The organism is Pseudomonas ulcerans (assembly GCF_036324125.1).
Taxonomy (GTDB): Bacteria; Pseudomonadota; Gammaproteobacteria; order Pseudomonadales; family Pseudomonadaceae; genus Aquipseudomonas; species Aquipseudomonas ulcerans.
The window spans coordinates 1-13,327 of the sequence record NZ_JAZDQN010000014.1; the positions used below are offsets into that span (position 1 = coordinate 1).

The following is a 13,327-nucleotide window of genomic DNA, read 5'->3' on the forward strand; positions in this document are numbered from 1 at the left end:
CTGCTTCATCAGGCGTCTCTGCGGTTGAGATCAGGCATTCTGCCAAAGCTGGAAGCCCTCTTCAGAGTTTCCTTAGGCGTTGAAGTAGCCGGAACAATCTGCCCATTGCTCGCCTGAACAGCGCCGTTGTTGGCCGCATCGCCAGCGTTGAACCAAGTCTGATCCGCGTACTGCAAAGCACCTGCGGTGGCCATCGCAGTAGCGGCGTTTTTCAGGCTGTCCTTGCTCAGCGTTTCCTTCAGGGCAACTCCCAGATTGCCCTTGTTATTGATAGTACTAACCGTCGCGGTGGTTGCCAGGCTGGCGGCGCCGGCCAAGGGAGCGCCAGTCAGACCCAGTCCGGCCGGACCCAGTACAGCGGCCATCATGATTGCAATAATGATCTTTGCCGCCGGCCCCAACCCCGAGTTCGAATACTTGAAGCTGGTATGAATCTCCTGCACCTGCCGCCAGTCGACCCCGCCCTGCGCTTCCAGTTGTTTCAACCACTCAAGCTTCGGATCCGCCTTGACCATCGCCTCGATGGATTCATGCACCGTCTGCTGGTTCACCTGCAGCACGTCGGCCTTGATATTGCCCACCGCGTTGATGACCAGCTCACCCTGGGCCACCATCTCGGTCTGGCGCACGGTCTCGTCCGTGCTGCCCTTGCCCTTCATGCTGAACCAGCCCGCGTTGGACTTGCTCTTCTCGTGGCTTTCCTGGTGCAGGTCCTTGACCGACTCGAAGGTGATGTCACCACCGCTATCGATGGTCAGGTCGTCACCACTGTTTAGCTTGGCCGCCTGGTACACCTGGTCGCTGCCGCTCTCCAGTGTCAGGTCACCACCAGTGATGATCTCGCTGCCAACATTGGTGACCTGCGTCACTTCATCCCGCTGGGTCTTCTTGCTGCCGAAGCTGCCTTTCTTCTTCATGTCGTACAACGAGTAGTCGCTGTCTTCCGCCGACAGCAACCCCAGGCGCTCACCGGCCACCAGGTACGCGCTGTCACCCGCGCTGATGCGACTGGCGATCATGGCCAGGTCCTGGCCGGCCTTCAGCGCCACGCTGCCACCCGCGTTCAACTCCGCAGACACCTGGCTGACGTGGTCTTCCTGCTCCGTCACCTTCTTGCTTTTTGCGTACGAATGCAGCTCGTCCGCCGCCGAGGACAGGGTCAGGTTTTCCGTCGCCGTCATCGCGATGTCACGCTTGGCGTCGATGCTGCTGGCGATCACGTTGATATCGCGGCCGGCCTGGGCCGTAAGGTCACGTCCCGCGCTGACCGTGCCACTCAGTTGCTCGGTGCTGGAGGTGCTGAAGTTCGTACCGCGGCTCTGGCCTTCCTCGGTCTGGGCCGAGTCGAGGTTGACGTCGCGGCCTGCCGAGAGGCTCACGTCACGACCCGCCTGCAGCACTCCACCCGTGTTTTTCACGTCACGGCCGGCTTGCGCGCTCAGGTCATTGGCCGCTTCGATGCGCGCCGCGCTGTCGGCGAAGTCTTGCCGCCAGGTCGCATCACCTGCGGCGCTCTGATGGCTGGTCACCGTGCGTTCGTTGATGACGTCGCCGAGAACCGCCGTGAGGCTGACATCGCGGCCGGCAATGATGCCGCCGGCCTTGTTGACGATGTTGTTGCCCGCCAGCAGGTCAAGACGGTTGCCGGCTTCGATCAGGCCGCTGTTGACCAGGTCGTTGCCGGCCATCGCCGAGAGGTTGTTGGTGGCACGCAGGGTGCCGACGTTGTCGAGGTTCTGCCCGGCAATCAGCGAGAGATCGTTACCGGCAATCAACGCCCCGGTCGGACCAAGACGGTTGTTGGCCTGCGCCAGGTACAGCACCGGCACCAGCACTTTTTCGCCATTCACTTCATGCTCTTCGAGCCAGACGATGCGTCCGGGTTGTAGCCGAGGCCTGAGAGCAGGCAGTCGGAGCTCGTGAACTGCTTGAGCTCGGTGAGGACCGGGTTGGTTTCGACCAGGTATTTTTGCGATTGCGAAGCGGCATTGCGGTCAGGCAGGGCCTGGACGCGATCGATCGTGATGGGTGATGTCAGTCGTCGTCGATGGGCTTTTCTATGCCGATCAGGTGTTGCATAGCGCTACAAAACTTCTTCTCGGTCCGACTTTCTTGTAGGCCATTTCCCAATCATACTGCGCCGCCTTTTCTGGCGTTGCGCTCTTGGGAAACGGTGCCTACCCTTCGCCGGTCGCTGACTGTTCGGTGACCGGGTTTAGCAGCTCGTTCAATCCAAGGTGCATCAAGCGCCCTCTACTCACTCGACCAATTTCCGGATGGGTCGTTGTGTGTCATGGCGGTTGTGCGCGGGGCGCTTTCGAGCGCGCCGGGTTCCTTGGTCCCTGGTCTGCTAACCCGCGTACAACTGCCACCCTTTCGTTTAGCAGCGATGCTTGGCAGTCCTTTTTGACCAAGGAGTTGCACAATGATCAAGATCGTTCCCGATCCCCCTCGACTGACCACGGTCCATACCCATTTCAGTGCCTGCAACAACAGCCACAAACCGCTGTTCGCCGTCTGTGATGGCGTCGATATCGAAGATGCCCTCGTGCACCTGTCCATGACCCTGAAATCCGCGTTCGAAACCAATACGCAGGTCTGCGAGCAGGCTGATCGCTCTGTCGGTGGGCTGGCCTGGGCGACCTATCACTCGCTGGAGATTTCACAGGCGTTGGTGGAGTCGTTGTTGAGTGGGTTGGCTCAGCAGAAGGCTGGAGGGTGAGTTCGTGATTTGATTGCCGGGCCGCTCATGCGGCCCCGCATCTGCTCAAAAAGGGACAGAAAAGGGGACAGATTTATTTTCCAAGACCTCTGCTCAAGAAAAATAAATCTGTCCCCTTTTCCTGGATAGATTCCACTTGGGTGACGGTACCCGTGACCTCGACCGCGCTCCACTGGATGGCGGCATAGACAGCCCCCTGCTGCCTGGCCATAGCGGCCAGCCCTAGTAGTACACAGCAAGCAAACGTGAGCAGAATGACTCGGTTGTATAGATGATCTTTTTCGGCTTCGCGTGGGTAATACATGGTGCGACTCTTCCTTGAAAATTCCGCACTTTATCAGTCAGTTGACCGATAAATTTAAGATATTTTAGTTGCCTACAGCGCTTAACTCATAAAAAAACCATTAGGAAACATTCCTTTCAACTCGGAGGGACAGATTTATTTTCCAAGGCAGCTGATCAAGAAAAATAAATCTGTACCCTTTTCCGTTGCTGATTGCGCAGAGGCGTGTGGGCAAATGGCCTGGGCGTATCGAGCCTCGGGCGATAAAACGAAGACCGCAGGCTTACCCCTTGCTGACCAAACCACTTCGATCAGCAAGGGCGGAGGTCAGAACATATGGGCACCCGAAGCATGTTAAGTAAGTGCCATTCAAATCTACTGACTTTCCCCGCTGAGATTATCTCGCCACGGCGCAAGCAAGCCTTCCTGAAGAAGTCGGTCAACGACACCATCCTCAATACTGCCAACATAAGTATCATCCAATTGAAACTCAAAGGATAGACCTTCCTTTTCGGACAAGGCTCTAACAGCATCAATCAAAACCTCAACTTCTTCTAGGTTTTTCGCGTCAACATCAAGAGGAAGTATATTCGGCGGTAAAGCCGAATATACTTCCAGCATCCCGCCAACTACTTCTAAGGCATTTTCGTCCATTTCATCAATAAAACTAGGCGGCGCAATACTCCATATTCTTGACGCAGCAAGCTCACTCACAAGCCGCTGAACGCCAGTTCTAATAGACTGATCCAAATCCTGAGCTACGTAGAAAATCATCCTCTGCTTAGAGTGATCTAGCGGCATGGTATGCATTACTCAGTTCCTTGCTTTGGAGGGTATGCCGGAAGGGCTGAGCCAGGACCACCAGGGTTATATCTAAACCCTCCAGGCATGTGTGCATCCAAATGTCTGGTGTCAGGTAATGGCACAGTAAGCGGTGACCCTTGAATATGATGCATAGGAATTCTCTCTCCCTTTAACCCTGCATCTTCCGGAAAGACTTTAATCCATGCATCGTCAACTTTCGGAGTACGCCCTTTAGCAATGGCGGCCCGGTTCTCAGTGCTTAATATTTGGCCATACCCAAGGTCATCCCAGTTATCACGCAATGCTCGCCAGTCAGCAGCATTCGTACGAACAACACCTGTTCGAGTGGTACCGGAAGATACAACAGGCGCTGGAGACACAATCTCGCCTGTCCCTTCTGCACCGGTCTCCTTCACCGGACGGGTGTGCGGCATGCCAGCTTCAGCATCCGCCGAGACAGTCGAGGAGTATGGCGCCTTTCCTGCATCTGTCCCTTTTGAGCCAAGCACTGAAGCCAGTGCCTTTTTCGCAGCAATAGCTGATACGCCGCCGGCAGCTACTAATACTAGACTCTCAGCAATAATCCTAGTTTTCTCGTCCGATAGCCCCCATTTTTGCTGCATCGCACCCGCAATAGCCCCCGAACTGTGTCCGGCAGTAAACGTTGCGAGCATCTCCTGAAACTCGAGGTTGGATTGACGAAGAAGCTCCCACTCTTTGGTCGGGCCATCACCGAGGATCTGGTAAACGTCGTCCAGATTGGCCATGGTATTGGCCACTTCTCTGGAGTAAGCAGCGCAACTTGCAGGATTGGCCGAGCATGCTGCGGCAGCTTCGAGGTCTTGAGCAAAGCTCAAGTCCTTATAGCGAGTCACTACCTCTTCTCGACAGCCAGCATCGGCACACGCACGCAGTTCCTTGGCTGCTTGCGCCAGTTGATCGTGATTCAGGTAGTTGTACTGCGTGGCGTTCTGCGCCACCCAGGCGCCTTTCTGCAGACTCTCGGCGTCTGCATCACCCTGCGTAGCGGCGGCCAGCACCCCCACCAACTGCGAACTCATGCTTAGCAGGTTCTTGTCGCCGCCCACCCAGGTGTTGAGTTGCTCAACCATCGCCTCATTGGCGCCCGCTGCCAGCGCGCCAGCACGGAAATCACCACCGCTGACTTCGGCCAAAAGACCACCGACCACAGCGTGAATCGCGATTTTCTGCAGGCTGCCGTCGGCATACAGCCCCTGGGTGTAGTCGCCGACCGCGTTGAAGCTGGCCGCAGCCAGTGTGTTGAACAATGTGTTCTGCAAGACATCGCCCAACTCACCGCCCTGCCCCAAGATTTTGCCTAGGGCAGTCGATGTGGCATTTTGCAGGCCCTGCTTGGCCGCGAACTGACCAATATCTTTCCAGGTGCTCAGATTGGAAGTGATCTTACCGGTGACAGGATCGGTGGTCGTACCAGTCCAGGCGTCGAAATATCCAGAGGTCAAGCCTGCCGTAATTCCCGAGATAGCGTAGCCTTTGAGCGCATCGCTGGAAGTCACGTCCTTGAGCACCGCGCCCAGATTGCCGCGATTGTTGATCACGCTGATCGAAGCAGTAGTCGCGGCACCCGCAGCAACCGCACCTCCAGCCGCTGCTACCGCCGTACTTGCTCCAGCAGTTCCCAGCGCGCCCATCGCAGCCGGCCCGACCACCGCAGCCATGATGATCGCAATAATGATCTGCGCCGCCGGCCCCAAACCCGAGTTCGAATACTTGAAGCTGGTATGAATCTCCTGCACCTGCCGCCAGTCGACCCCGCCCTGCGCTTCCAGCTGCTTCAACCACTCAAGCTTCGGATCTGCCTTGACCATCGCCTCGATGGATTCATGCACCGTCTGCTGGTTCACCTGCAGCACGTCGGCCTTGATATTGCCCACGGCGTTGATGACCAACTCACCCTGGGCCACCATCTCGGTCTGGCGCACGGTCTCGTCCGTGCTGCCCTTGCCCTTCATGCTGAACCAGCCCGCGTTGGACTTGCTCTTCTCGTGGCTTTCCTGGTGCAGGTCCTTGACCGACTCGAAGGTGATGTCACCACCGCTATCGATGGTCAGGTCGTCACCACTGTTTAGCTTGGCCGCCTGGTACACCTGGTCGCTGCCGCTCTCCAGTGTCAGGTCACCACCAGTGATGATCTCGCTGCCAACATTGGTGACCTGCGTCACTTCATCCCGCTGGGTCTTCTTGCTGCCGAAGCTGCCTTTCTTCTTCATGTCGTACAACGAGTAGTCGCTGTCTTCCGCCGACAGCAACCCCAGGCGCTCACCGGCCACCAGGTACGCGCTGTCACCCGCGCTGATGCGACTGGCGATCATGGCCAGGTCCTGGCCGGCCTTCAGCGCCACGCTGCCACCCGCGTTCAACTCCGCAGACACCTGGCTGACGTGGTCTTCCTGCTCCGTCACCTTCTTGCTTTTTGCGTACGAATGCAGCTCGTCCGCCGCCGAGGACAGGGTCAGGTTTTCCGTCGCCGTCATCGCGATGTCACGCTTGGCGTCGATGCTGCTGGCGATCACGTTGATATCGCGGCCGGCCTGGGCCGTAAGGTCACGTCCCGCGCTGACCGTGCCACTCAGTTGCTCGGTGCTGGAGGTGCTGAAGTTCGTACCGCGGCTCTGGCCTTCCTCGGTCTGGGCCGAGTCGAGGTTGACGTCGCGGCCTGCCGAGAGGCTCACGTCACGACCCGCCTGCAGCACTCCACCCGTGTTTTTCACGTCACGGCCGGCTTGCGCGCTCAGGTCATTGGCCGCTTCGATGCGCGCCGCGCTGTCGGCGAAGTCTTGCCGCCAGGTCGCATCACCTGCGGCGCTCTGATGGCTGGTCACCGTGCGTTCGTTGATGACGTCGCCGAGAACCGCCGTGAGGCTGACATCGCGGCCGGCAATGATGCCGCCGGCCTTGTTGACGATGTTGTTGCCCGCCAGCAGGTCAAGACGGTTGCCGGCTTCGATCAGGCCGCTGTTGACCAGGTCGTTGCCGGCCATCGCCGAGAGGTTGTTGGTGGCACGCAGGGTGCCGACGTTGTCGAGGTTCTGCCCGGCAATCAGCGAGAGATCGTTACCGGCAATCAACGCCCCGGTCGGACCAAGACGGTTGTTGGCCTGCGCCAGGTACAGCACCGGCACCAGCACTTTTTCGCCATTCACTTCATGCTCTTCGAGCCAGACGATGTCGTGGGTCAGCGCGGCGACCTGTTGCGAACTCAGCGACACGCCAACTGCCAGGTTCAGCTGCTGCCTGCTGGCGATGGCGTTGTTCATCAGGTACTTGAACTGGGCCTCGTTCGAGGTCTGGCCCTCAAGGAATGCCTGCCCGGTCCGGGCGACGATGGCTTGCTGGACCAGGCGTTGCTCGTAGAAGCCATCGCCCAGGCGCTTGGCGCTGTCGTCGGGGTTGTAGCCGAGGCCGGCGAGCAGGTAGTCGGAGCTCATGAACTGCTTGAGCTCGGTAAGGACCGGGTTGGTTTCGACCAGGTATTTGTGCGGTTGGGAAATGAATGTGCTGCTGGGCAACCCTTCTACCCGGGTGATCGTTTGCACCGCCGCAGAGACACCGGGCGTAATGGCGTTGGTTTGAGCAGTGCCCACCGGGATCAGAGCGGCACCCGTGACAGGGCTGCCCTGGGTATCAAGCGTGCTGCGAACAGGCGGTGCTACCGAAACGCCCTGGGCAACTGCGGGGCTGCCTGGAGAAGTGACGACCGGGCCACCCTGGGTCGCTACCGGGTCACGAACAGATGGCGCTACCGAGACACCTTGAGAAATCGTCGGGTCGATGTCAGCGGTAACGACATGACCGCCCTGGGTGGTCACAGAGTCACGGACAGGGGCAATGACGGAGCCGCCCTGAGGTGTCACCACCACTTGGGTAACGGCTGCAGTCACGCCGGACTGGGCACCTGTCGTCGCCTGATTGACAGCGCTGGCCAGGTTACCCTGCGTACCGGCGACCACCTGGTCGGCCGTGCTGACCTGGGTGCCCTGCACCATCCCGGCGTTCTGGCCTGCCGAACTGCCGGAAGAAACAGAGGTGATGGCCGGCAAGCCGCTGGTCGAACCTGCATTCTGCACAGGCAGCAATACACCGCTGTCCGGATTGCCCGTGGCAATTCCGGTCACGCTATCGACATTGGTGACACCCGTGGAGTCAGAGGTATGACCCGGCAGTACCAGCCCGCCGATAGGTCCAGCACCTGGCGCACTGGTGTCGAAAACCGATGCGTTGGCGCTCACGCCCGCGCTTTGCCGGGTAACCGCAGCAAGCTGGCGAGTGGCGTTGGCGATCTGGCCAACCGAGCCGATCTGGATGGTGCTTGCCTGCGTATCAAAGACGGTTTGCTCGCGCTGCGCGACAGAGACTGCCGCGCTGCCAAGCGTCCAGCTTTGTGGCAGGCCGACGGGTTGGGCCGCCGTGGCAGCGGTGCCACTCTGGCCACTCAGGCGGAACAGGCCGCTCCGGTCGTCCGGCAGGCTGAAGCCTGGCAGGCTCAACGGGTTGACTTGTTGCTGGGCCAGATCTGGCGGCAGTTGCTGGTTAACCGTCACCCGCGTGGAGAATTGGCCGCCCGAAGCGTTGGTGTCAGTACGCGAGCCACCGCTCACGTAGCTGTAGCCAGCGCGTACGACGTCGTTGCCGATGTTGTTGCTGGCGTTGACGCTGACTGCACCGCCGGCCTGGATGATGGCGGCATAGCTCTGATCGCCATTGGACAACTGGGTAACCTTGCGGAACTCAGGCATCTCGGTTTCGGTTCGGCCGATGAAGCTCGCCAGTGCCCCTTCCAGCCCACCGAGATTGTTGGCGTCATAACCGCTGCTGGCAGACCAGTACTGTGCAGTGAAGCTGGCGGCAGCATCGACCAGGTCGCTGGCGCTGTAGACGCGCGCGCTGCGGAACGAGCGGAAGGTTTCGGTATCGCTGGCCTCCACGCCGGTGTTGGTCAGGTTGTTCAGCGTGGCGGTGAGGTTGCCGCTGGTGATGATGTTGCTGCTCTGGTTGAACAGATCGCCACCGTTGATGCTCAGATTGCCGCCAGCGGTGATGCTGGACGCCGCACTGGCGGCCGTCACTTCCAGTTTTTGACGCTGGATGATGTCCCAGGTATGAGTGTTCTTGCCGCTGCCGCAGTCGTTGTTGTAGTACGGCCGGTTGCACGCGCCCTCGTCGATCCTGGCGGTATAGATCCCGCCATTGCTGGTAGTCAGAACCGTACGGATATTGCGTATCGTGCTCGCCGCCAGGCTCATGCTGCCGTCGCTTTGAATCGATGCCGAGCTGTTGACGATGCTGTCGGCCAGGGCGCCTTGCCCGTTACGGTCGATCCTGAGGTTGCCCAGGCTGTAGATGTCGGCGTAGCTGTTGTTCAGCGCACCTACCCGCAGGCCCATGTCGCCGCCGCTGAAGACCAACCCGCGATCGTTGACCAGCGCGCCGGTGGTCACGGTCAGTGCCTGCCCGCTGCCCAGCGTGCCCTGGTTGTTGATGCCCCCCGCATTGACCGTCAGGTTGCTGGCCGAGGTCAGGCGACCGGCATTGTTCAGCGCCCCCGCCACCAGGACAGTGGTGTCACCGCCGCCAGCGATGGTCGAAACGGCGTTCAGGTTGACTTGCCCGGCTCTCAGCTGGAGCGTCCCGGCGCTGCTGAGCCGGCCATTGCCCCCGTATGTTCCACCGAGGGTGATGTTCAGAGAGCCGTTACTGGCGATCAGTCCGTCATTGTTCCAGTTGCCGCCGCTGCCGACGAAGCTGGTGGAGGCCAGCAACTGACCGCTGGCGGTCTGGCTGAACTCATTGACGTTGACGCTGAGGCGCCCGGCCTGGATGACGTTGCTGTTGCTCCAGCTGTCGGCGTTGAGGGTCAGGCCGCCACGCGTCACGATCGAACCACCGGCACCCGAAACATTGGTGGTGGAGATATCAAACGTCCCGTTGCCCGTATGCAGTAGCGTCCCGCTCCCATTGAGGAAGCGGCCAGCGTTGACGGTCAGGTCGCCGTTGGCGCTTTCCAGGGTGCCGCTACGGTTGTCGAAGAGGTTGCTGACCTGGAGGTTCGTAGCGCCAGCGGTTCCCAGCGCACGCAGTTGCCCTGCCTGGTTGTCCAGGCTTTCGGCGGTTACCGCCAGGGTGCTGTCACTTTCGATGATGCCGAGGTGGTTGCTCAATGCACCGCTCAGGTTCAGCTCGACCTGGCCGCCTGCGACCTGGCCAGCATTGTCGAAGCTGCCACCGGTGACGCGTATCAGGCCTTTGCCGTAGAGGCCGCCGTTACGGTTGTCGAAACGTGCGGTGTTGATCAGTGCTTCGCCGGTGCGTGCAGAGACTCGCCCGCCCTGGTTGTCGAAACTGCCCAGCGCGGTCAGGTTCAGACGCTGTGCCTGGATCACGCCGGCCTGACGGCTGGCGTCATAGCCGTTGTTCAGGACGCCGGTCACGGTCGCGGTGAACAGGCCCTGCAGGCTGGATAGCACGCCGCCCTGGTTGTAGAGGTTGCCGGCACTCAGGTTCAGGTCATCGTTCTGAGCGATGATCCGGCCGTTCTGGTTGTCGATGTCACCGGCGATATCGACGCGCAGCGCACCGACGCTCTGTACCGTGCCACGCAGGTTGGACAGGCTTGCCGCCTGTACCCGCACATCGGCGCTCTGGCTGTAGATCACGCCGGCGTCGTTGAGGAAGCTCCCACCCGCACTCAGAACCAGCGTGCTGTTGGCCGCAAGAGTGCCAAGGTTGCGATTGTCCAACTGCCCCGAGGTGTTGAGGGTCATCAGGCGTTGGCTGAGCAGTTCCCCTGCCTGGTTGCTGATTGCGGCGCTGCGCCGCAACAGCAAGGTGCCGGCACTGCCCAGCTTGCCACCGGTATTGGTCAGGCTACCCGACAGGTCGAGAGTCATTGCGCCCTTGCTGCTCAGGTTGCCAGCGCTGTTGTCAAGGCTGCCGCCTTCAAAGCTGAAGTCCTGCTGAGCCACCAGGTTGCCGGACGTGTTGCTCAGGGCATTGGCTACAACGGTCAATCCTGCGCCGCTGTCGATCAGGCCTTTCTGGCCGTTGTTCAGCAAACCCGCCACGGTCAGGGTCTGGCCCATGCCGCTGGACAGGATGCCGCCGCTGTTGTCGACGCTGGCAGCGGTAACGTTCAGTGCGTTCTGGCTGACCAGTGCGCCGTTGCCGCTGTTGAGCAACTCACCGGTCAGGGTTGTAACCAGGTTGCCACTGCGGCTGGACAATGTACCGCTGTTGCGGTTGTCAAGACGGCCGCCGGAGACGGTCAGGCCCTGCCAGCCGGAAACAAGGCCGTTCTGGTTGAGCAAGTTGGTCGCGTTGACCGTCAGCACGTTGCGGCTGATCAGCGTGCCGCTGTCGTTGTCGAGGGTACGGCCGCTGAAGGTGAAGCTCTGCGCGCTGGACACCTCGCCAGAGTGGTTGTTCAAGTCGCGGATTCGCGTGAGGGTCAGCGCACCATCGGCCGTGATCAGGCCGCCGAGGTTATCGAGGTCGTTGCCGAGCATGTCGATGGACAACCCGGCATTGCCCATAACACGCCCCGAGTTCAGCGACAGCGCCTTGAGTACCAGGGTCATGTCGTCTGCGGCCGACACTTCGCCACCGCTGCCGGAATCCAGACGGCCAGCCGTCAGGTCAAGGGTGCCGGTGCTGTTGATCAGGCCTTTGACGGTGTTGTCGATCGACGCTGCATCGAGGATCAGGCGGCTCCCGCCCAGCACTTGACCGTTCTGGTTATCGAGGGTGCCCGCGCTGGCCTTGAGTTCCTGGGCAGCAATGATCAGGCCCTGGTCCCGATTGGAGAGCAGGCCGTCGATGGTCAGTTCCAGGTTGTTGCGGCTGGTCAGCGTACCGCCGGTGTTATCGAGCGCATTGGCAGTCGCGTCGATACCGGCTGCGGCGATCATGCCCTTGACGTTGTTCAATGCACGGGCGATGCGCAAGGTCAGTATCTGGTTGCTGAGCAACTTGCCGCCGTTGTTGTCGAGTTGTTGAGCATTGACGGTGAGCGCCTGGGCGCTGGAGATTTCGCCGCCCTGGTTCAGGGCTTCGTTTACGTTGTTCAGCACCAGTGCGCCCGGCGCATTGATCAGGCCGTTTCGGTTGTCCAGCTGGCCGTTGTTCAGATCCAGGCTCAGGGCGGTGTTGCTGAACAGCTTGCCGCCTTGCTGGTCGAGACGGCTGACGCTGGCGGTCAGTGCCAGGCTGCTGCCAATACTCCCGCCGCCGCTGTTGTTCAGTTGCGCGCTGGTCAGTTCCAGTCGATCGCCGCCGCTGACGCGGCCGTTCTGGCTGTTGTCGAAGTTCCCGGTGCTGAGGGTCAGCAGGCCTTTGCCGCTGATCGTGCCGCGCTGGCTGTTATCAAGACTGGCGCTTTCAAGGCCCAGCGCACCATCAGTCAGCAGTTTGCCACCCTGGTTGCCGATTGCGCCGGCGCTGTCGATTGTCAGGGCTCCAGCGCTGGAGACGCTGCCCGCGACGTTGATGAGGCTACCGGCGTTCAACGTCAGCGTGCCTTCACCGCTGATCAGGCCCTGGCTGTTATCGAGCGCTGCCGACAGGTCGATGCGCAAGGCCGTGAGTGCGCTCAGTGCGCCGCCGGCGTTGTCCAGCGTCCTGCCGGCCAGTACAAGGCCTGCCTGGGTGGAGAGCAAGCCGTTGCCACGGTTGATGGTCTGCGCAACGTTCAGACTCAACGCGTTCTGCGCCAGAACCTGACCCTTGTCACTGTTATCCAGTTGCTGGCCGCTCAGGGTCATCGTGTCCTGGCTGGACAGCTCGCCGCCGCGGTTGTCGATGCTGGTGACATCGATGGCAAGCGCTTTGGTGGAACCGATGAAACCGTTCTGGCGGTTATCCAGCGCGTCGCCGCGCAAGGTCAATGCACCTTGGGCAAGCATCTGGCCGCCCTGCTGCTGAAGGCTGCCAATGTGCGCGTCGAGGTTTTGCTTGCTCGCCAGCTGCCCGAGGCGGTTGTCTGCTGTTGCAGCGGTCACGTTCACATCACCGTCGCCAATCAGCGTGCCCTTGGCATTGATCAGGGCGGTGTTTGCTGTCACGTCAAGGCCTGCGCGGCTGCTGATCATGCCTTCGGTGTTGTCCAGGCTGCCGCTGCCGATGCTTAGCGCCGCGCCGGAAAGGGTGCCTTTGACGTTGCTCAGGGCCTTGCTCACAACCAGCGCAAGGGCCTGGCTGCTGAGCAGTTTGCCGCCACTGTTGTCCACGCTGGTGGCGTTCAGGTTGAACGCCTGTGCGCTGGAGATTTCACCGCTCTGGTTGGCAACGCCACCGAGATTTTTCAGCAGCAACAGGCCAGGGGCATTGATCAAGCCCCCCTGGTTGTTCAACTGGCCGTGGTTCAGATCGAGGCTCAGCGAGGTGTCGCTGAACAACTCGCCAGCCATCTGGTCAAGACTGGTGACGCTGGCGGTCAAGGCCAGCGCACTGGCAATGCGCCCGGCGTTCTGGTTGATGACCTT

4 protein-coding genes and 2 pseudogenes are annotated in these 13,327 nt (G+C 60.4%); 2 read left to right on the top strand and 4 right to left on the bottom strand.

Going from position 1 to position 13,327, the window contains the following annotated elements; all coding sequences use genetic code 11:
• Positions 1–8: 8 nt before the first annotated feature.
• Positions 9–1,906 (bottom strand): annotated as a pseudogene (locus tag V0R59_RS14775) (hemagglutinin repeat-containing protein).
• A 519-nt stretch (positions 1,907–2,425) separates the two neighbouring features.
• Between V0R59_RS14775 and V0R59_RS14780 the strand changes: the two are divergent.
• Positions 2,426–2,722, top strand: a complete 297-nt coding sequence (locus V0R59_RS14780; RefSeq protein WP_330078274.1) for a DUF3077 domain-containing protein — start codon at positions 2,426–2,428, stop codon at positions 2,720–2,722.
• Between the two features lie 73 nt (positions 2,723–2,795).
• On the opposite strand, the gene V0R59_RS14785 is transcribed toward V0R59_RS14780, so the two are convergent.
• Positions 2,796–3,026: a hypothetical protein gene (locus V0R59_RS14785; protein ID WP_330078273.1), complete on the bottom strand. Its 231-nt coding sequence runs from the start codon at positions 3,024–3,026 to the stop codon at positions 2,796–2,798.
• 185 nt (positions 3,027–3,211) lie between these two features.
• On the opposite strand from V0R59_RS14785, the pseudogene V0R59_RS31940 reads away from it, so the two are divergent.
• Positions 3,212–3,367 (top strand): annotated as a pseudogene (locus V0R59_RS31940) (IS4 family transposase); the annotation flags it as partial.
• A 13-nt stretch (positions 3,368–3,380) separates the two neighbouring features.
• Here V0R59_RS31940 and V0R59_RS14790 read toward each other — a convergent pair.
• Together V0R59_RS14790 and V0R59_RS14795 are read right to left on the bottom strand one after the other, a co-directional pair.
• Positions 3,381–3,815 (bottom strand): hypothetical protein, encoded by a 435-nt coding sequence (locus tag V0R59_RS14790; RefSeq protein ID WP_330078272.1) that lies wholly within the window; start codon positions 3,813–3,815, stop codon positions 3,381–3,383.
• Positions 3,815–13,282 carry a hemagglutinin repeat-containing protein gene (locus V0R59_RS14795; RefSeq protein ID WP_330105841.1) on the bottom strand — a complete coding sequence of 3,156 codons (9,468 nt, stop codon included), beginning with the start codon at positions 13,280–13,282 and terminating at the stop codon, positions 3,815–3,817. The genes V0R59_RS14790 and V0R59_RS14795 overlap by 1 nt, the downstream gene beginning before the upstream one ends.
• Positions 13,283–13,327 lie beyond the last annotated feature (45 nt).